General features: G+C 38.2%; 16 protein-coding genes and 1 pseudogene. 8 read left to right on the forward strand and 9 right to left on the reverse strand.

Annotated features, from left to right (window positions below; all coding sequences use genetic code 11):
* Positions 1 to 148: 148 nt before the first annotated feature.
* Genes HPB14_RS03535 through ispG form a run of 3 tightly spaced genes read right to left on the reverse strand, consistent with a single transcriptional unit; the run spans position 149 to position 3,506 of the window.
* Positions 149 to 1,207, reverse strand: coding sequence for a tetratricopeptide repeat protein (locus tag HPB14_RS03535; RefSeq protein ID WP_000914871.1), 1,059 nt, complete (start codon positions 1,205 to 1,207; stop codon positions 149 to 151).
* Between the two features lie 11 nt (positions 1,208 to 1,218).
* Positions 1,219 to 2,424, reverse strand: a complete 1,206-nt coding sequence (locus HPB14_RS03540) for a 2,3,4,5-tetrahydropyridine-2,6-carboxylate N-succinyltransferase (protein ID WP_000981156.1) — start codon at positions 2,422 to 2,424, stop codon at positions 1,219 to 1,221.
* A 2-nt stretch (positions 2,425 to 2,426) separates the two neighbouring features.
* Positions 2,427 to 3,506 carry a flavodoxin-dependent (E)-4-hydroxy-3-methylbut-2-enyl-diphosphate synthase gene (gene ispG, locus HPB14_RS03545; RefSeq protein WP_000892504.1) on the reverse strand — a complete coding sequence of 360 codons (1,080 nt, stop codon included), beginning with the start codon at positions 3,504 to 3,506 and terminating at the stop codon, positions 2,427 to 2,429.
* Positions 3,507 to 3,659: 153 nt separating this feature from the next.
* On the opposite strand from ispG, the gene HPB14_RS03550 reads away from it, so the two are divergent.
* Genes HPB14_RS03550 through HPB14_RS03565 form a run of 4 tightly spaced genes read left to right on the forward strand, consistent with a single transcriptional unit; the run spans position 3,660 to position 8,748 of the window.
* Positions 3,660 to 4,787: a succinyldiaminopimelate transaminase gene (locus HPB14_RS03550; RefSeq protein WP_000142337.1), complete on the forward strand. Its 1,128-nt coding sequence runs from the start codon at positions 3,660 to 3,662 to the stop codon at positions 4,785 to 4,787.
* Positions 4,780 to 6,129 (forward strand): UDP-N-acetylmuramate--L-alanine ligase, encoded by a 1,350-nt coding sequence (gene murC, locus HPB14_RS03555; protein ID WP_000894731.1) that lies wholly within the window; start codon positions 4,780 to 4,782, stop codon positions 6,127 to 6,129. Before HPB14_RS03550 ends, murC begins: the two co-directional genes overlap by 8 nt.
* Positions 6,129 to 6,494 carry a hypothetical protein gene (locus HPB14_RS03560; protein ID WP_000537721.1) on the forward strand — a complete coding sequence of 122 codons (366 nt, stop codon included), beginning with the start codon at positions 6,129 to 6,131 and terminating at the stop codon, positions 6,492 to 6,494. Before murC ends, HPB14_RS03560 begins: the two co-directional genes overlap by 1 nt.
* A 7-nt stretch (positions 6,495 to 6,501) precedes the next feature.
* Entirely contained in the window at positions 6,502 to 8,748 is a 2,247-nt protein-coding gene (locus HPB14_RS03565) for an endonuclease MutS2 (RefSeq protein WP_001063780.1), read from the forward strand.
* A gap of 138 nt (positions 8,749 to 8,886) precedes the next feature.
* On the opposite strand, the gene ppa is transcribed toward HPB14_RS03565, so the two are convergent.
* The 6 genes from ppa to HPB14_RS03595 are packed head-to-tail and all read right to left on the reverse strand — an operon-like array spanning position 8,887 to position 15,169.
* Positions 8,887 to 9,408 carry an inorganic diphosphatase gene (gene ppa / locus HPB14_RS03570; protein ID WP_001047002.1) on the reverse strand — a complete coding sequence of 174 codons (522 nt, stop codon included), beginning with the start codon at positions 9,406 to 9,408 and terminating at the stop codon, positions 8,887 to 8,889.
* A gap of 51 nt (positions 9,409 to 9,459) precedes the next feature.
* On the reverse strand, positions 9,460 to 10,803 hold the full coding sequence (locus tag HPB14_RS08405; RefSeq protein ID WP_000195628.1) for a glycosyltransferase family 25 protein: 1,344 nt from the start codon (positions 10,801 to 10,803) through the stop codon (positions 9,460 to 9,462).
* 40 nt (positions 10,804 to 10,843) lie between these two features.
* Positions 10,844 to 11,842: a glycosyltransferase family 25 protein gene (locus tag HPB14_RS03580; RefSeq protein ID WP_000580715.1), complete on the reverse strand. Its 999-nt coding sequence runs from the start codon at positions 11,840 to 11,842 to the stop codon at positions 10,844 to 10,846.
* 24 nt (positions 11,843 to 11,866) lie between these two features.
* Complete coding sequence (locus HPB14_RS03585; protein ID WP_000811237.1) at positions 11,867 to 12,442, reverse strand: adenylate kinase; 576 nt, start codon at positions 12,440 to 12,442, stop codon at positions 11,867 to 11,869.
* Positions 12,443 to 12,453: 11 nt separating this feature from the next.
* Positions 12,454 to 14,193, reverse strand: a complete 1,740-nt coding sequence (gene aspS / locus HPB14_RS03590) for an aspartate--tRNA ligase (RefSeq protein ID WP_001256403.1) — start codon at positions 14,191 to 14,193, stop codon at positions 12,454 to 12,456.
* Positions 14,194 to 14,227: 34 nt separating this feature from the next.
* The gene (locus HPB14_RS03595) at positions 14,228 to 15,169 is read right to left on the reverse strand and encodes a chemotaxis protein (protein WP_000251165.1); all 942 of its coding nucleotides are present in this window, start codon (positions 15,167 to 15,169) and stop codon (positions 14,228 to 14,230) included.
* A gap of 77 nt (positions 15,170 to 15,246) precedes the next feature.
* Here HPB14_RS03595 and ligA point away from each other — a divergent pair, with 77 nt between their 5' ends.
* From ligA to HPB14_RS03620, 4 genes and pseudogenes are all read left to right on the forward strand, one after another.
* On the forward strand, positions 15,247 to 17,217 hold the full coding sequence (ligA, locus tag HPB14_RS03600) for an NAD-dependent DNA ligase LigA (RefSeq protein ID WP_000597668.1): 1,971 nt from the start codon (positions 15,247 to 15,249) through the stop codon (positions 17,215 to 17,217).
* 124 nt (positions 17,218 to 17,341) lie between these two features.
* On the forward strand, positions 17,342 to 17,674 hold the full coding sequence (locus HPB14_RS03605; protein ID WP_001989290.1) for a hypothetical protein: 333 nt from the start codon (positions 17,342 to 17,344) through the stop codon (positions 17,672 to 17,674).
* A 295-nt stretch (positions 17,675 to 17,969) separates the two neighbouring features.
* On the forward strand, positions 17,970 to 18,512 hold the full coding sequence (locus HPB14_RS03610) for an ATP-binding cassette domain-containing protein (protein ID WP_014658470.1): 543 nt from the start codon (positions 17,970 to 17,972) through the stop codon (positions 18,510 to 18,512).
* Positions 18,513 to 18,669: 157 nt separating this feature from the next.
* Positions 18,670 to 19,426: pseudogene (locus tag HPB14_RS03620) on the forward strand (ABC transporter permease).
* Positions 19,427 to 19,479 lie beyond the last annotated feature (53 nt).

Genomic DNA, 19,479 nt, shown 5'->3' on the forward strand with positions numbered 1-19,479 from the left:
GTGGCTGAATTAATTCAAAAAAATAAAAGAGCTTTGCGCAAAGCAAGCGCTAATCTCTTAAAAATGCGATCTTTAGGGGGGGTTTAGTTATGGGGCGAGAACGATTTCAAAATACCCTCTATCCCCTTAAGAAAGAGTTTGGCTATTACTAGGGTATCTCATAAGAATTATATGGCATGAACAAGCGCCCGTAATTAGGGTTCACGCGCAATAAATGCTCTTTGAAATTCCCGTAATTACGGCAGCTTGACTCAAAACCATTATCGCACGCATACGAGAATAAATCCAAAGCCCTTTGGTCATCTTGAGGCACGCCTAAGCCCTTTTGATACAGCACGCCTAAATTATTACAGCTCCCCAAAATCCCCCCATCGCATGCCATTTGAAAATACTTCGCCGCATAGTGGTTATTTAACGGAGCCCCTAAATCCCCATTCGCATAAATCCAGCCTAAATTCGCACACCCCATCATATCCCCAGCGTTACAAGCCAAATAATTCAAATCCACTTGACTGAGTTGTGCTTTATCAATGCCATAAATATTATTCACATTAGACATCAAACCCAGATTATAACACCCCATATCATTCCCATTTTCGCATGAAAATTTATAATAACTTATCGCTTTGTAATAATCTTTTGGGACCCCACTCCCATTAGCAAACATCCACCCCAAATTGTTGCATGCGAGCATGTCCCCCCCTTGACAAGCCACCGCATACAATTGCAAGGCGTTTTCTTTATCGTTTGAATCCGCATTCTTCTTGTTTTCATACATTTGAGCCAGATTCGCACAAGCGGTCGCATCGCCCCCACTGCAACCCATTTCATAATAACGAGCGGCTTTTAGTCTGTTGGTTTGGATTCCTACCCCATTAGCATACATCGCCCCTACCGCAAAACACCCGGCCGCATTACCATTATCGCACGATTGGGAAAAAAGCTTAAAAGCCCCTTGATAATCGCCCTTTTTAGCCAAATCAATACCGGCAGAAAGCTCGGTTTGAGCGTTTTCAGGCGATCCTAATTTGTCTAACAGATTGGAGTTATCGTTTTTAGGGGCAATCTGGGTGTTAGGGTTTGGCGCGCCCTTTGCGTTAGCAGGGTTTAATTCAGGGGGCGTGTTTTTTGGGGCTTGATTGTTTTCTTCAGCACCGCTAAGCTGTAAAACTAAAAAAACAAGCAATAACAAACTTTTTTTGAGCATTCTTTTAATCCTTAATGCAGGTTTTGATTCAACTCAATTTTTTTCACGCTCCTAAAAGCAATCAGCTTACCATTCTGGCTATTGGAACGAAAATGCACGCCATTTTTTCCGGAAAGCTCTTTGCCTTTGTAAAGATTGTTGGCATGTTTTTCTAAAGCGCTATTCACTTCTAAAAGCTTTTTAAACTCATTTTCTTCAATTTCTATCACGCTCCCGGCTAGTATGGCAACGCCTGCATCCACAATACAGCCATCGCCTAAACTAATACCGGTAACGCTATTAGCCCCTAACAAACAATTTTTCCCGATGCTAATAGGGTTATTATTCCCTCCGCTTAAAACGCCTAAAACGCTCGCTCCCCCACCAATATCAGTGCCTGCTCCAACCACCACCGATGAAGAAATACGCCCCTCATTCATGCACACTCCCATAGCCCCTGCGTTAAAATTCACATAACTAGCCCCGGGCATTTGAGTGTAACCACCGGTGCCTAAATACGCCCCAAAGCGCGTTTTTGAGCTATCCAGTAAGCGGATATTATCAAATTCAGGGATTAATTGCATCAAATAGCGCGGGAATTTATCTATAAAATCAATGCTAGGGAAATGGCCTCGCATTTTTAAAGCCACTTCGTTCATTCTAAGCCATTCTAATTCATAAGGCTTGTTGCCGCTCCAAGCCGCATTAGAAAGCTGGTTAAAAATGCCCTCTAAATTCAAACTCCTTAAAGGGGCTTTACCTAAAGAGAGCGCTAAAAGTTTCATATACGCGCTCTCCACGCTCTCGCAAGGCTTATCTTCAAACAAGATTACCAAGCGATAAAGAGACTCCCCATCGCTATTTTTCAAACGATTTTCTTCTAAAGCTTTTAAAAGCTCTAAAACCACTTGGATGTTTTTATGAGCCATTTTATTAGAATAGGCTTCATTCAAAAAGGGCGTATAAAAATCCAGTGCTTTTAACACAAAACTTTCATCAATCTCAACGACGCGCTCGCTCGCGCTCTCTTTTAGGATTTTGTCTTTAGAAAGCGAATTACAAAACACCGCATAAGAGCCTAAATTTTCCTCTTTCCAGTTCAAAACGGGGTAAGTGGCGCATAAAATCTTTTTGGAAATAGGGGCAATATCCACTCTGGCAATGCCAAAGCCTAAAGGCTCTCTATAATGATCAGATTGCTGGTAGTTGCTCACAAAATTTTTAAATTTATTCATCATGCCTAATCCTTTAAACTCTTTTCTCTTTCTTTAGCTAAATTTTCCACTTCTATCACAAAAGTTTCAAACAAATCCTTTTCAGCCAATTTGTGGATGACCTTACCCTCTTTAATGATCAAACCGCTGCGATTCCCAAAAGCGATCGCCATGTCTGCATGCTTGGCTTCACCTAAAGCGTTCACCACGCAACCCATCACGCTAATGTCTAAAGGGGTTTTAATGTGGCTTAAGCGTTTTTCTACCTTGCTCGCCATATCCACTAGATTGGCTTCAATGCGCCCGCAAGTGGGGCAAGAAATCCAATTAATCCCTTCTTTCAAACGCCCGCTATGGCGTAAAATCGCTCTAGCCACTTTGATTTCATTTTCTAATTCCCCTGTGATGGATACGCGCATTGTATCCCCAATTCCCTCCATTAAAAGCCCCCCTAAAGCCATGGCGGATTTGATACTGGAGCTAAAAAGATTCCCCGCTTCAGTAACCCCCAAATGGAAAGGATAGATCACAAGAGGGCGTAGCATCCTGTAAGCTTCTATGGTGCGAATCACATCGCTCGCTTTCAAAGAGATCTTAAAATCAGTAAAATCCAAATCTTCTAAAAGTTTGGCGTTATATAAAGCGCTTTCTACCATGCCTTTTGGGGTCGACCCGTATTTTTGATCAAACTGCTTTTCTAAACTCCCGGCATTCACGCCAATTCTTATAGGAATATTTTTTTCTTTACAAGCATCAACCACCGCTTTGATCTTGTCTTTAGAGCCGATGTTTCCGGGGTTAATTCTTATCGCATCCACGCTTTGAGCGGCAATGAGAGCGAATTTATAATGGAAATGAATATCAGCGATTAAGGGCAAGGAAGACACTTTTTTCAATTCTTTTAAGGCCAGGGCGTCCTTTTCATTGCTCACCGCCACCCTCACTAAATCAGCCCCGGCGAGTTTGAGTCGGTCAATTTGATTTTTAGTGCTTTCAATATCAGCGGTTTTACTAAAGGTCATGCTTTGCGTGCTAATAGGAGCATCACCCCCTATGGCCACGCCACCGATAAAAATTTGCTTGGTCTTAACTCTGTTTTCTAGCATTAAACCTCTTCATCAGTTAAATTTTCACTCGTTATTATACTCTTTTATGCTCTCTCTTTTATGTCCTCTTTGGCTCTTTTTTAGCGCTTTCAATGATAAACGCTTAAATTTTAGATAAGATTAACCATTCCATTTTAAGATTAAAGTAGCCCTATGACTTTTGAGCCTTATCCTTTTGAACGATTAAGAGCCTTGTTTAAAGAGATCACCCCTAAAAAAAAGGGGCTAGATTTAGGCATCGGCGAGCCGCGATTTGAAACGCCTAAATTCATTCAAGACGCTCTTAAACAGCATGCTCATTCGCTCAATATCTACCCTAAAAGCGCGTTTGAAGAGGGTTTGAGAGAGGCTCAAAGGGGTTTTTTTAAACGCCGTTTTAAGGTAGAATTGAAAGAAAACGAATTAGTTTCCACGCTAGGATCCAGGGAAGTATTATTCAATTTCCCTAGTTTTGTTTTATTTGATTATCCAAACCCCACTATCGCCTACCCTAACCCTTTTTATCAAATCTATGAAGGGGCGGCCAAATTTATCAAAGCTAAAAGCCTTTTAATGCCTTTAGTTAAAGAAAATGATTTCACTCCAAGCTTGAATGAAAAAGAGTTGCAAGAAGTGGATTTAGTGATCTTAAATTCCCCTAACAACCCCACCGGAAGAACCCTTTCTGTAGAAGAGCTGATTAGTTGGGTCAAACTCGCTTTAAAACATGATTTTATTTTAATTAATGATGAATGTTATAGTGAAATTTATGAAAATACGCCTCCCCCTTCGCTTTTAGAAGCTTGCATGCTAGCTGGTAATGAAGCGTTCAAAAATGTTTTGGTTATCCATTCGCTCTCCAAACGCTCTAGCGCTCCAGGGCTAAGGAGTGGTTTTATCGCTGGGGATAGCAGCCTTTTAGAAAAATACAAAGCGTTTCGTACCTATTTAGGCTATACGAGCGCTAATGCGATCCAAAAGGCCAGTGAAGCGGCTTGGCTAGATGATAGGCATGCAGAATTTTTCCGCAATATTTATGCGAATAATTTGAAACTAGCGCGAAAAATCTTTAAAGACACGCTCATTTATCCTTTTAGCTTTTATGTGTATCTGCCCGTTAAAAATGGCGAAAATTTTGCTAAAACGCTTTATCAAAACGAAGGCATTACTACTTTACCGGCTTTGTATTTAGGGCGTAACCGTATCGGCGCTGACTACGTGCGTTTAGCCCTTGTCTATGACACCCCCCTTTTAGAAAAGCCTTTAGAAATCATAGAAGCTTACCGAGAAAACCATGCTTGAAACCCCAAAAGTTTTACTCAAAAACTTACAAGATTGCAAGATCCATTTTATCGGTATAGGAGGGATTGGCATTTCAGGCTTAGCCAAATACCTTAAAGCGCAAGGGGCTAAGATCAGCGGATCTGATATTGCCATAAGCCCTAGCGTTAAGTATTTGAAAGCTTTAGGCGTAGAAATTAATATCCCGCATGATCCAAAAGCGATCAATAATCAAGATGTCATTATCCATTCAGCCATTATCAAAGAAGACAATACCGAAATACAAAGGGCTAAGGAATTAGAAATCCCTATTTTGTCTCGTAAAGACGCTTTGTATTCTATCCTTAAAGACAAACGTGTTTTTAGCGTGTGCGGGGCTCATGGAAAGAGCAGTATCACGGCCATGTTGAGCGCGATTTGCCCCACTTTTGGAGCGATTATTGGGGCGCATTCTAAAGAATTTGATTCCAATGTGCGAGAGAGTGCGGATATGAGTTTGGTTTTTGAAGCCGATGAAAGCGATTCAAGTTTTTTATTTTCTAACCCTTTTTGCGCGATTGTGCCTAACACAGAGCCAGAACATTTAGAGCATTATGACCACGATTTAGAACGCTTTTTCTCCGCTTATAAATATTTTTTAGACCATGCTCAAAAAAGAGTGATTTATAAAGAAGATCCTTTTTTAAAAAACTATTCTAAAGACGCCATTATTTTAGAAAAAAAAGACATTTATAATATCCAATACATTTTAAAAGACGGCGAGCCTTACACCTCGTTTGAATTGAAAGATTTGGGGGCTTTTTTGGTGTGGGGGTTAGGCGAACATAACGCCACGAACGCGAGTTTAGCGATTTTAAGCGCTTTAGATGAATTGGATTTAGAAGAAATTAGAAATAATTTATTGAATTTCAAAGGCATTAAAAAACGCTTTGATATTTTGCAAAAAAACGCACTCATTCTCATTGATGATTACGCCCACCACCCTACTGAAATCAGTGCCACTTTAAAGAGCGCTAGGATTTATGCTAACTTATTGAACACGCAAGAAAAAATTATTGTGATCTGGCAAGCGCACAAATACTCCCGCTTAATGGACAATTTAGAAGAGTTTAAAAAATGTTTTTTAGAGCATTGCGACAGGTTGATCATTTTACCCGTTTATAGCGCGAGTGAAGTTAAAAGAGACATTGATTTGAAAGCCCATTTTAAGCATTATAACCCCACCTTTATAGATAGGGTGCGTAAAAAGGGGGATTTTTTAGAGCTGTTAGTCAATGATAATGTGGTAGAAACGATTGAAAAAGGCTTTGTGATAGGCTTTGGAGCGGGGGATATTACCTATCAATTGAGAGGCGAAATGTAATGGGCGTGGCGGTTGTTTTATTTTTAACGCTGGTTTTATTGTTTTTAGTTTTAAGGGATTTTGGTTTAGCAAGCCCTAAACAAAAACTTGTAGCTTTCTTAATCGTAGGGATTATAGGGGCGAGTATAAGCGTCTATACTTACAAACAAAACCAACAAAACCAACAAGAAATCGCTTTACAAAGAGCGTTTTTAAGGGGGGAAACCTTGTTGTGTAAAGGCATTAAAGTCAATAACCAAACCTTTAATTTAGTGAGCGGGACTTTAAGCTTTTTAGGCAAAAAACAAACCCCTATGAAAGACGTTCTTGTGGATTTGGATTCTTGTCAGACGCTCCAAAAAGATCCCTTAATCCAACCCCAATGAATACCCAATGAATAATAATAATACCCTACCCAAACCCCTAGAAGAAAGCCTGGATTTAAAAGAGTTTATCGCTCTTTTTAAAACCTTTTTTGCAAAAGAAAGAGATACTATTGCTTTAGAAAACGATCTCAAGCAAACTTTCACTTATTTAAACGAAGTGGATTCGATCGGTTTGATCGCCCCCAAAAGCGTGAAAGAAAGCGATCTTATTGTTGTCAAACTCACCAAATTAGGGACGCTCCATTTAGATGAAATTTTTGAGATTGTCAAACGATTGCACTACATTGTCGTTTTACAAAACGCCTTTAAAACTTTCACGCATTTAAAATTTCATGAACGCCTTAACGCTATTGTCCTGCCCCCTTTTTTTAACGATCTAATCGCTTTATTGGATGATGAAGGAAAGATCAAACAAGGGGCGAACGCTACCCTAGACGCTTTGAATGAAAGTTTGAACCGCCTTAAAAAAGAGAGTGCAAAAATCATTCACCATTACGCCCGCTCTAAAGAGCTTGCCCCTTATTTAGTGGATACGCAAAGCCATCTTAAGCATGGTTATGAATGCCTTTTATTGAAAAGCGGGTTTTCTAGCGCGATTAAAGGCGTTGTGCTAGAAAGGAGCGCTAATGGCTATTTCTACCTCTTGCCTGAAAGCGCGCAAAAAATCGCGCAAAAAATCGCGCAAATTGGTAATGAAATAGATTGCTGTATTGTTGAAATGTGCCAAACTCTAAGCCGTAGCTTGCAAAAACACCTTTTATTTTTAAAATTCCTTTTCAAAGAATTTGATTTTTTAGACAGCTTGCAAGCCAGACTCAATTTCGCTAAAGCCTACAATTTAGAATTTGTCATGCCAAGCTTTACGCAAAAAAAAATGGTTTTAGAAAACTTTTCGCACCCCATTTTAAAAGAGCCAAAGCCCTTAAATTTGAAGTTTGAAAAATCCATGCTCGCTGTTACCGGCGTGAATGCGGGCGGGAAAACCATGCTCTTAAAATCGCTTTTAAGCGCGGCTTTTTTAAGCAAGCATCTCATTCCTATGAAAATCAACGCCCATCATTCCATTATCCCCTATTTTAAAGAAATCCACGCCATTATCAACGACCCCCAAAACAGCGCGAACAATATCTCTACTTTCGCCGGCAGAATGAAGCAATTTAGCGCTCTTTTATCTAAAGAAAACATGCTTTTAGGCGTTGATGAAATAGAGCTAGGGACTGACGCTGATGAAGCGAGCAGTTTGTATAAAACCCTGTTAGAAAAATTGCTCAAACAAAACAACCAAATCATTATCACCACGCACCACAAACGCTTGAGCGTGTTAATGGCAGAAAACAAGGAAGTGGAATTACTAGCCGCTCTTTATGACGAAGAAAAAGAACGGCCCACTTACACTTTTTTAAAGGGGGTTATTGGCAAAAGCTATGCGTTTGAAACCGCTTTGCGCTATGGCGTGCCGCATTTTTTGATTGAAAAAGCGAAAGCCTTCTATGGCGAAGATAAGGAAAAATTGAATGTTTTGATTGAAAATTCCAGCGCGTTAGAAAGGGAATTGAAACAAAAAAATGAAAGCTTAGAGAACGCTTTAAAAGAGCAAGAAGATTTAAAAAACGCTTGGCTTTTAGAGATGGAAAAACAAAAAGAAATCTTTCATAATAAAAAATTGGAATTGGAAAAATCCTACCAACAAGCCCTAAATATCTTAAAAAGCGAAGTCGCTTCAAAAGATACCAGCTCCATGCATAAAGAAATCCATAAGGCGAGCGAGATTTTAAATAAGCATAAAACAGACCAAGAGATCCCCCAAACAATAACAAGCTTTCAAATTAACGAAAAAGCGCGTTACAAGAATGAAAGCGTACTGATTGTGCAAATTTTAGACAAGGGCTATTATTTGGTAGAAACCGAGCTTGGCATGCGTTTGAAAGCGCATGGGAGTTGGTTGAAACAAATCCAAAAACCCTCTAAAAACAAATTCAAACTCCCTAAAACAACCATCCCCAAACCTAAAGAAGCGAGCTTGCGCCTTGATTTAAGGGGGCAACGTAGCGAAGAAGCTTTAGATTTACTAGACGCTTTTTTAAATGATGCGCTTTTAGGGGGCTTTGAAGAAGTGCTGATTTGCCACGGCAAAGGGAGCGGGATTTTAGAAAAGTTTGTGAAAGAATTTTTAAAAAACCACCCCAAAGTGGTGAGCTTTAGCGACGCTCCCATTAATTTAGGCGGCAGTGGGGTTAAAATCGTTAAATTGTAGTTTTTGGTGCTTTTTATGGGGAATACAAAAATCCGCTTTAAACTACCCTATTTTACACCAACGCCCAATGAGGACAAAGCCTTTTAAAAGAGCGTTAAAAAGGGCTTATCGCTTAATTGATCCAAAACCCTTAAATCTTTAGCCTTGATAGGCTTTTATCGCTTTCTCTAAAACCTTAATCGCGCTCTCTTTGTTTTCAAACCCCTTGACTTTCACCCATTTATTAGGCTCTAAATCCTTGTAAGTTTCAAAAAAATGTTTGATTTTATCCAAAGTGTGTTTGGATAAATCATCAATATCTTTGACATAGGAATGCGTGGGATCGATCTTATCTATGGGTAGAGCGAGTAATTTTTCATCCATTCCGCTTTCATCTTCCATGTTCAAAACCCCAACTAAACGCGCTTTCACCACGCTCCCAGCTTGAAAAGCCACATCGCTTAAAACAAGCGCATCTACAGGGTCGCCATCAGATCCTAAAGTGTTAGGCACAAAGCCGTAATTTGCGGGGTAATTTTGCGCTCCATAAAGCACCCTATCCACCATTAAAGCCCCGCTTTCTTTATCCAATTCATACTTGATATTAGAATGCTTGGATATTTCAATCACCACGCACAAAGAATCAGCGTCATGACTCACTTCTAATTGGTCTAAATTCATTGCAATCTCCTTTGAATAAAAAGACTTATTCTAACATAAAGCCCGCTCTTTTTAAACCTCTTTAGGGGTTTTTAAAGGAGCGTATTGCTTGCTGTATTTATTAAAGGCTTTTAAGCACTTTCTGGCGTTGAATTTATGATAAAAAAGATTATCAAAATAGGATTTTCTAGGGGGTTTTAATGAAATGTCAGGCTTTTTCGCATTTTGAATGGTACTATTGAAAGCATGTTTGTTTAAAGAAACAGGGCAAGGCAAATAAGTAAAATTAGCCACATCATGGTAAGTGGGGTTATTCATAAACATATCCACCGGCTCTACGATTTTAAAACGATCCGTGGCTTCTATAAAGGTTTTAGCGCTCTTAGGCGTGAGATAATAGCCTGCTGTAGTGGCCACATACACGCTGGTGAGGTAAAAATGCTCTAAAAATAGCGCTTCTTTTTCGCTATCAGCGCGAGATTCCCAAAAGGTCTCTTTGATGTTTGTTTCTTTTGCCAATAAGGCTTCGTATTTTCCCATGAGATCGTCGTATTTTCCTGTGAGTTCATCGTATTTTCCTGTGAGTTCATCGTATTTTCCTGTGAGTTCATCGTATTTTCCTGTGAGTTCATCGTATTTTCCTGTGAGTTCATCGTATTTTCCTGTGAGTTCATCGTATTTTTCGGTGAGTTCATCGTATTTTCCTGTGAGTTTCTTATACACTTCCGTCCGAGCTAAAATATTTCCAATGAAGCGGTTGAGTTTTCTTTTAATTTTTTTAAAAACCACTTGATTAGAAGAGATTTTTTGGGGTGCTATTTTGCAAGGCTCAGATAGTTCTTTGGGGTCTTGTTGCGTTTCAATAATAGAGTCTTGTTGCGCATCTTGTGCGGGATTGGGGGGGGGGGTAACTTCATAATTTTCAATAGGCGTTTTTTCCATAGGCACTTCAGCCTCTTCAGCCTCTGTATAGATAGGGAGAGCGTGCAAATTGGTTTTATGACCTCCCCAATAATGCCCATAGAGTCTCACAAAATCAAAAGGGCTTTTCAAGCAATCTTCTAAGGCTTGCATGAAATTAGACTCTAGCGCTACGTCATCTTCTAAAATGACGACCGGTTGGTTTAATTTAACGCATTCTTTCCATAAAAGATAATGGCTTAAATAGCACCCAAATTCTTGGGGCAATAATTCTTGATAACAATAATCAGAATGGAACCAATCGGATTTTAACAAACTTGAAGAATCATAAAGCTCTTGAACGAATTTTTCAAAATCTTCGTGTTTAGGGCTAGTAGCGTCAAAGATTTGGAAAACACAGCGGCCTTTAAACTTTTCATTGGATTCTGAAACGAGTTTTTCAGTATCCAAACGCCTTTGACTTTCTTTTAAAGAAATGATATAAACTTGTGTCAAATGAACTCCTAAATATGGCATTCTACCATAAAATTTCTTTTTAAACCTCTTTAGGGGTTTTTAAAGGAGCGTATTGTCTGCTGTATTTGTGAAAGGCTTTTAAACGCTTTTTAGCGTTAATGCTGTAGTAGAAAAGATTCTTAAAAGTTGATTTTTTAGGCGGGAGTGGGTAAGATTTCAAGCTCTTTTTTTGGGGCTTTTGAATGGTGCTGTCTAAAGAATGCTCATTTAAAGAAACAGGGCAAGGCAAATAGGTAAAATTCGCAACATTATGGTAAGTGGGGTTGTTCATAAACATATCCACCGGCTCTATGATTTTAAAACGATCCGTGGCTTCTATAAAAGTTTTAGCGCCCTTAGGGGTTAAATAATAACTGGCTGTAGAAGCCACATACACGCTGGTGAGATAAAAATGCTCTAAAAAAAAGGCTTCTTTTTCATGCGTTGCGTAATAGCTTTTTTGTATTTTTTTGAGAATATAGTGGATGACTTTATGGGTAGAAAGATTTAAAAATCTAGAAACATCAAAAAATTTTTTAAATTTTTCTAAAATAGGGTTATTTTTAAAAGGATAATCAAAGGGAGGAAATACAAATTCTTTGGGTAAAACATGGAATTTTGTCTCGTGGTAATACCAATAGCACCCATAGAGTCTCACAAAATCAAAAGGGCTTTTCAAGCAATCTTCTAAGGCTTGCATGAAATTAGATTCTAGCGCTACGTCATCTTCTAAAATAACGACCGGTTGATCTAATTTGACGCATTCTTTCCACAAAAGATAATGGCTTAAATAACACCCCAATTCAGGCAAAGTCAAACCAGCACCAACATAAGAATGATACCAATCAGATTGCAATAAACTTTGAGCGTCATAAAGCTCTTGAAGTAATTTTTCAAAATCTTCATGTTTAGGGCTAATAGCGTCAAAGATTTGAAAAACACAACTGCCTTCAAATTTTTCATTGGATTCTAAAACGAGTTTTTCAGTATCCAAACGCCTTTGACTTTCTTTTAAAGAAATGATATAGACACCAATCACAGCTCATTCTCTTTGGAACGCATTTTAATTCGCAAAAGACAAAATATATTTTTGCATTTCATTCACGATTTCTTCAATGCTTCTTTCGCCATTGATGATTTTATGCAAATGTTTAGTCTTGTAGAAATTTTGGATTGCAACTAAAGGGTCTAAAAACACCCGCATGCGGTTATGAAACACCTTTTCATTATCATCAGCCCCCCTAGAGCGCCCTAAAACCCTTTCTTTAGCGGTGTTTTCACTCACTTTTACTTCAATCACGCTTTTTAAGATCACTTCGTTTTGAGCGTTCAATTCCTTATCCAAAGCCTGCATTTGTTCCACACTCCTGGGATAGCCATCAATTAAAATAATCCCTTTTTCAGAGCTTTTAATCGCTGAAAGGATCGTTTCTACCACAATCTCTAAAGGCACTAATTCGCCTTGAGAAGTGAATTTCTCAATCAATAAGCCTCGCTCGGTCTTTTTAGCGCTCTCAGCCCTGAGTAAATCCCCGGTAGAAAAATGAGCGATTGTTTCGCTGTTATTCTTAGCGATAAGCTCTGCATCAGTGGTTTTACCACTCCCTGGGGCTCCAATAATCAAAAATAGCTGTTTCATATCGTATCCTTTTAAATTGGTTTTCTCAAGCGAATGTGTAATTCTCTTAGTTGCTCTTCATTAATGGGGCTAGGCGCATTCGTCAATAAGCATGAAGCTTTTTGCGTTTTAGGGAAAGCGATCACATCTCTAATGCTGCTAGATTTAGTCATTAGCATGATCAAGCGATCAAAGCCTATCGCAAAGCCCCCATGAGGAGGAGCGCCAAACTTTAGCGCTTCCAGTAAAAAGCCAAATTTTTTTTGCGCTTCTTCTTCATGGATATTGATTTTTTCAAAGACTTTTTTTTGCATTTCTTCTTTATGAATCCTTATGCTCCCCCCACCAAGCTCCACGCCATTAAGCACCACATCATACGCATGCGCTTCAATCTCTTCTATATCTTCGCATTCTATATTTTTAGGCATCGTAAAAGGGTGGTGTGCAGCATGATAGCCGTTTTCGGTTTTTTCAAACATGGGGAAATTGACCACCCATAAGAAATTCAAAGCGTCTTTATCAATCAAATCAAGCGTTTCAGCCACCTTCAAGCGCAAGCGTCCCATGTAATCTAGCACGATTTTTTTATCCCCAGCTCCAAAAAAGACAATATCCCCAACTTGCGCATCAGTCCTTTCTAAAATATTCTTAAGCCCCTTTTCGCTTAAAAATTTAACTAAAGGCCCTTTAATCCCATCTTCTTTAATCTGTAAATACGCTAAGCCTTTAGCCCCAAATTGGCGTACAAATTCTTCTAATTCTTTTAAAACGCTGCGGCTAAAAAGCGCATCAGCCCCCTTAACGTTCAAAGCCTTAATGCGTTTATTTTTAGGATCTTGCGCGATATTAGAAAAAATAGAATTTGAGCTGTCCACAAAGCAATCCCCCACTTCCACTAAAGGCAATTCAAAGCGTAAATCCGGCTTATCGCTCCCGTAATTTTCCATCGCTTCCTTATAAGGCATGCGTTTAAAAGGTTTAGAAATAGTATGTCCGATCGCTTTAAAAATCTCTTGCAACAAATCTTCCACCACGCCCATCACATCATTTTCATCGCAAAAACTCATTTCCGCATCAATTTGCGTGAATTCTGGCTGCCTGTCCGCCCTCAAATCTTCATCTCTAAAGCAACGAGCGATTTGAAAATACCTGTCCATTCCCCCCACCATTAAGAGCTGTTTGAATAATTGCGGGCTTTGAGGGAGCGCAAAAAATTCGCCCTCATGCACCCTACTTGGCACTAAATAATCCCTAGCCCCCTCAGGCGTGGTTTTAGACAAAATGGGGGTTTCAATCTCTAAAAAGCCCTTTTGAGCTAGAGTGTTACGAGTAATTAAAGCGACTTCACTGCGCAATTTAAAGATTTCATAAGAATTAGGAGAGCGCAAATCCAAATAGCGGTATTTCAAGCGCAAATCTTCATTCACGCTTTTATTGCCAATTTCAATCGGTGGGGTAGCGCTCTTATTTTCAATAATTAACTCTTCTAAAACGATTTCAATTTTACCCGTTTTTAGTTTAGGGTTTTCTAACCCAGGTCCTCTTAAACGCGCTTTCCCTTTAGCCACTAGCACAAATTCGCTCCTAACCTCTAAAGCCTTTTCATAAGCCTTAGAGCTAGGATCACAGACGAGTTGCACCAAACCGCTTTTATCCCTTAAATCAATAAAAACCACGCCTCCATGGTCTCTATAAGTGTTACACCACCCGGCCACTTTGATGATTTTACCCACATCTTTTTCACTAATTTCTGTGCAAAAATGACTTCGCATGTTTTATCCCTTTAAATTAAAACAAAAATTAAATTTATGAAAGCGTTTTTTTAAGCATTTCATGGATTTCAAGAATGTTAGATTTTACCACAAAACCATCCGCTTCTAAAGATTGGGCTAACTGGCGGTTAGAATCGCTGCTCATGGACGAATTGATAATCACAGGAAGATGCTCAGTTCTATGATCAGCTTTAATGGTTTTTAGCACTTCAAACCCTGAAATAACGGGCATTTCTAAATCCGTAATAACCACGCCGACTTGTTGGTAATGTTCTTTTTCATACAAATAATCCAACAATTCCCTCCCGTTTGGAAAGGCTAAATAACGCAATTCTAAAGTTTGAACGATCTTTTCTAAGGTTTTAAGAGCGCTTAGAGAGTCTTCAGCGATTAAAATGAGTTTTTGGCTTTGAATGGCTTCTATGCAACGCAAAGTCAAATCGTCCAAATCCTTCAAGCTAGGGAAAACATCGCTAATCATTTTTTCCACGTCTAAGATCTGCACCACTCGTTCTTCATCAAAACGAGTGATAGCGCTAAGCTTACCCTCTTCATTAATGCCTTGTTTGTCCCCAGCACTAATCTCATTCCAATTTTTATGAATGATCCTTTCAATTTTTAAAACCTTTAGAGCGATGGAATGGTTAGAAAAATGGCACACGATCACTAAATTATGGTCATCTTTAACGCTGCATTCTTTTAAATCACGGCTCGGATCATTGGTGTTATAATGCAACCACCTTTTCACATCCACTAAAGGGATAGACTCACCCCTAACGCTAAGAAACCCAAGCATCACGCCATCGCTCCCTCCAAGAATCTCTGTAACCTCCCCGTCATAATGGATAATTTCTCGGATCTTAAAAATATTCATGCCATAAAGTTGGGCGTCTTTTTCTGCATCTAATCTAAAGCACAGAAATTGTGCTTCGTTGTTTAAGTGCAACGAAGTCGTTTTGTCAATGTCTCTTACCACCTAATTTCCCCTAAAGCCCTATCAAAGATTAAATGTTATAATACTACCCTAATTTAGTTTAAAAGGTTTTTACAAAAATGATAAAAAGCCAAAAAGAATATTTAGAAAGAATTGAATACTTAAACACCCTATCGCACCATTATTACAACCTTGATGAGTCAATCGTAAGCGATGCAGTCTATGATGAACTTTACCAAGAATTAAAAGCTTATGAAGAAAAAAACCCTAATGATATTCAAGCCAATTCCCCTACCCAAAAAGTGGGGGCTATTACCACCAATTCGTTCAATAAAAACCCCCATTTAATGCGGATGTGGAGCTTAGATGATGTGTTCAATCAAAGCGAATTGCAAGCGTGGTTGCAACGCATTTTAAAAGTTTATCCTAACGCTTCATTCGTGTGTTCGCCCAAACTTGATGGGGTTTCACTCAATCTTTTGTATCAACATGGCAAGCTAGTGAGTGCGACCACTAGGGGTAATGGCTTAGAAGGAGAGCTTGTTACCCACAACGCTAAACATATCGCTAATATCCCCCATTTTATCGCTTATGATGGAGAAATAGAAATCAGGGGCGAGGTGATCATTTCTAAAAAGGATTTTGACGCTTTAAACAAAGAGCGCTTAAACGCTAACGAACCCCTATTCGCTAACCCCAGAAATGCCGCATCAGGGAGTTTGAGGCAGCTTGATAGCGAAATCACTAAAAAGCGTAAATTGCAATTCATTCCTTGGGGCGTGGGCAAGCATTCTTTAAATTTTCTAAGCTTTAAGGAGTGTTTGGATTTTATCGTCTCGTTAGGTTTTAGCGCTATTCAATATTTAAGCCTAAACAAAAACCACCAAGAAATAGAAGAAAATTACCACACCCTGATTAGAGAAAGGGAGGGCTTTTTTGCCCTTTTAGACGGCATGGTGATCGTTGTGAATGAGTTGGATATTCAAAAGGAGCTAGGCTACACGCAAAAATCCCCTAAATTCGCTTGCGCTTATAAATTCCCGGCTCTAGAAAAACACACCAAAATTGTAGGAGTCATTAACCAAGTGGGGCGCAGCGGGGCGATCACACCGGTCGCTCTTTTAGAACCTGTAGAAATCGCTGGAGCTATAATTACGAAAGCGACCTTGCACAATTATTCTGAAATTGAAAAAAAGAATATCATGCTCAATGATAGGGTGGTTGTCATTAGAAGCGGCGATGTGATCCCTAAAATCATCAAGCCTTTAGAATCTTATAGAGACAGCTCGCAACATAAAATTGAACGCCCCAAAGTTTGCCCTATATGCTCGCATGAGCTTTTATGCGAAGAGGTTTTTACTTATTGTCAAAACCTTAATTGCCCAGCAAGATTGAAAGAAAGCTTGATTCATTTCGCTTCTAAGGACGCTTTAAACATTCAAGGCTTGGGCGATAAAGTCATAGAGCAACTTTTTGAAGAAAAACTCATTGTTAACGCTCTGGATTTGTATGCTTTAAAATTAGAAGATTTAATGCGGCTAGACAAATTCAAAATTAAAAAAGCTCAAAACCTATTAGACGCTATTCAAAAAAGCAAAAACCCTCCCTTATGGCGTTTGATCAACGCTTTAGGGATTGAGCATATTGGTAAGGGAGCGAGTAAAACGCTAGCCAAATACGGCTTAAATGTGTTAGAAAAAAGCGAAGCCGAGTTTTTGGAAATGGAAGGCTTTGGGGTGGAAATGGCGCATTCTTTAGTTAATTTTTATGCGAGTAATCAGGAATTTATCCGATCATTATTTGATTTGTTAAACCCTAAAAGTAGCGATACGGCTGAAGAAAAGCAAAAAAGCTCTTCTGTTTTCAGTGATAAAACGATTGTTTTAACCGGCACGCTTTCTAAACCACGGCAAGAATACGCTCAAATGTTAGAAAATTTAGGGGCAAAAATTTCTTCAAGCGTGAGCGCTAAAACCGATTTTTTAATCGTTGGAGAAAACCCCGGCTCAAAACTCGCTCTAGCAAAAAAACATGGCGTGAGCGTTTTGAATGAAGAAGAATTGTTAAAGCGCCTTAAGGAATTGGATTAAAATTAAAATCAAATACCTGGTTAAATTCTAAAGAAAAATTCCAATTTTCATTCTTAATGAATTTACTCACAAAATCCTATTTTATAGTAGAATGCGAAAAATGAAGATATTTTAAGGAACAATGATGGAACACCATAAAGCGCACACAACCATTCAGGCTTTACAAGCCAAACGCAAAAAATTGATAACCGAATTAGCCGAATTAGAAGCAGAAATAAAAGTAAGCAGCGAACGAAGGAGCAGTTTTAACATTTCGCTCTCGCCCAGTTTATTAGCTGAAATAGAAGAAATAGAATACGAAGAAAAAACAAGTAAAGAGCGAAGAATCAATCACAGCGTTTTACTCTCACCCAGTTTTATGGCTAAAGTGGATGAATACATGAAAGAGAAAGGTTTTCCTAATCGCTCGCTCCTCTTTGAAAAAGCGTTGGAATTTTATATGCTAAAACACCCATAAACCAATAACGGACAAAAAAATAAGAGGATATTTAGGGTTTTGAGAATAAAAAATCAAAAGCTCCGTTTCTCTTTTAGGGTTTTTTTATTTAAAGATTTGGCTTTGTCTATTTTTGAGAGTTTGGAACGCTTTTTAAAATCGTTTCACTCGCTTAGAGCGTGTTTATCAGTAACGCTTTTGGCTCGTTTTAATAAAGATTAGTTAATTTTTTAGTAATACTGCACTCAATAAAACCATCATTTGAATATAATAACCCTAAATGGGATTTTAAATCATTTCTATATAAGGGGATTTTATGATTTCTAACATCAGCATACACCCAAAAACCATGTTTAAAAACGCTTTAAATATACAAGATTTTTCTTTTAAAAGTCATACTAGTACAGCCATTATTGGCACAAATGGTGCTGGAAAATCAACGCTTATCAACACTATTCTAGGCATTAGATCAGACTATAATTTTAAAGCACAAAACAATAATATTCCATACTACGACAATGTTATACCACAACGCAAGCAATTGGGAGTTGTCTCTAACCTATTCAACTACCCACCTGGATTAAACGCAAACGACCTTTTTAAATTCTATCAATTTTTTCACAAAAACTGCACTCCAAATCTATTTGAAAAAAATCTTTTGAATAAAACCTACGAACACCTAAGCGATGGACAAAAACAGTGCTTAAAGATTGATTTAGCTCTTAGCCACCACCCCCAATTAATTATTATGGATGAACCAGAAACCAGTTTAGAGCAAAACGCTCTTATAAGACTATCAAATCTCATAAGCTTGCGCAACACCCAACAACTTACAAGTATCATCGCCACTCAGATCTGATTGTCTTAGATAGTTGCGAATGGGTATTGTTCCTTAAGAATGGCAACATTGCTCAATACAAACCTTTAAATTCTATATTAAAATCTGTAGCTAAAACTTTTAACTTTAAAGAAAAACCAACCACAAAAGACTTATTAGCATTACTAAAGGATATTTAATGGGAGCAATTCTATCTATCCTAAAACTTGAAATCAAATCTTATCTCACCAATACAAGTGCACTATTTTGGACTTTTATTTATCCTATTTTAATGCTCCTATTACTGATTTTTGTTTTTTCAAAAAATACCACTGAAATTTTTTACTTTAATAATATTATAGGTCTAATGGGACTTCTTATTATTTCTAGCGCAATCTTTGGTCTCACTCAAGCTATAACAAGCTTGAGAATCGCATAATATATTCTTGTTCTACATGCTATCACCAGCAACTTTCAAACAAATAACTCTAGCATTAATCGCTTCAAGACTAATCGTTGTAATCCTATATGCTTTTATCTTTATTGTTCTCTCTTTTTATGCGCTCAATATCATCACTATTCTTAATTTTAAAGCGCTTATTTTGGGGTTTGTCAGTATTTTTTCAAGCGCATTGTTTTGTTTTTGCTTGGCCATTTTTGTAGCTAGAATTTTTCAAAACGAACAAAGCATCTTAGGATTTTGTAATATCATCAATCTCTATGCACTAATGTCTTGTAATGTTTTTGTTCATTTAGAATACCTACCTAATATTGGTCAATTATTTATCAAAACATCTATTTTTTACTACCTTAATCAACTTCTAATCAAAGCTTTTCAAGGGATTGATACTATACTGGTTTTAGCAACTTCAACATTTTTCATTATTGGTGGCATTATTTTATTTTTACTAAGCGCTAATCGCATGTTACTAACACCAAAAGAACGCATGCGTTAAATCCTTAATCCCACCATTTATCAATTGTTTAATGGCTCAAAAAAGAGGTAAGC

It is taken from the genome of Helicobacter pylori HUP-B14, assembly GCF_000259235.1.
Taxonomy (GTDB): Bacteria; Campylobacterota; Campylobacteria; order Campylobacterales; family Helicobacteraceae; genus Helicobacter; species Helicobacter pylori_CU.

Coding starts and splice junctions, on each gene's coding strand:
- HPB14_RS03535 (WP_000914871.1), bottom strand. CDS start 1,207: ATGCTCAAAAAAAGTTTGTTATTGCTTGTTTTTTTAGTTTTACAGCTT.
- HPB14_RS03540 (WP_000981156.1), bottom strand. CDS start 2,424: ATGATGAATAAATTTAAAAATTTTGTGAGCAACTACCAGCAATCTGAT.
- ispG (WP_000892504.1), bottom strand. CDS start 3,506: ATGCTAGAAAACAGAGTTAAGACCAAGCAAATTTTTATCGGTGGCGTG.
- HPB14_RS03550 (WP_000142337.1), top strand. CDS start 3,660: ATGACTTTTGAGCCTTATCCTTTTGAACGATTAAGAGCCTTGTTTAAA.
- murC (WP_000894731.1), top strand. CDS start 4,780: ATGCTTGAAACCCCAAAAGTTTTACTCAAAAACTTACAAGATTGCAAG.
- HPB14_RS03560 (WP_000537721.1), top strand. CDS start 6,129: ATGGGCGTGGCGGTTGTTTTATTTTTAACGCTGGTTTTATTGTTTTTA.
- HPB14_RS03565 (WP_001063780.1), top strand. CDS start 6,502: ATGAATAATAATAATACCCTACCCAAACCCCTAGAAGAAAGCCTGGAT.
- ppa (WP_001047002.1), bottom strand. CDS start 9,408: ATGAATTTAGACCAATTAGAAGTGAGTCATGACGCTGATTCTTTGTGC.
- HPB14_RS03585 (WP_000811237.1), bottom strand. CDS start 12,442: ATGAAACAGCTATTTTTGATTATTGGAGCCCCAGGGAGTGGTAAAACC.
- aspS (WP_001256403.1), bottom strand. CDS start 14,193: ATGCGAAGTCATTTTTGCACAGAAATTAGTGAAAAAGATGTGGGTAAA.
- ligA (WP_000597668.1), top strand. CDS start 15,247: ATGATAAAAAGCCAAAAAGAATATTTAGAAAGAATTGAATACTTAAAC.
- HPB14_RS03605 (WP_001989290.1), top strand. CDS start 17,342: ATGGAACACCATAAAGCGCACACAACCATTCAGGCTTTACAAGCCAAA.
- HPB14_RS03610 (WP_014658470.1), top strand. CDS start 17,970: ATGATTTCTAACATCAGCATACACCCAAAAACCATGTTTAAAAACGCT.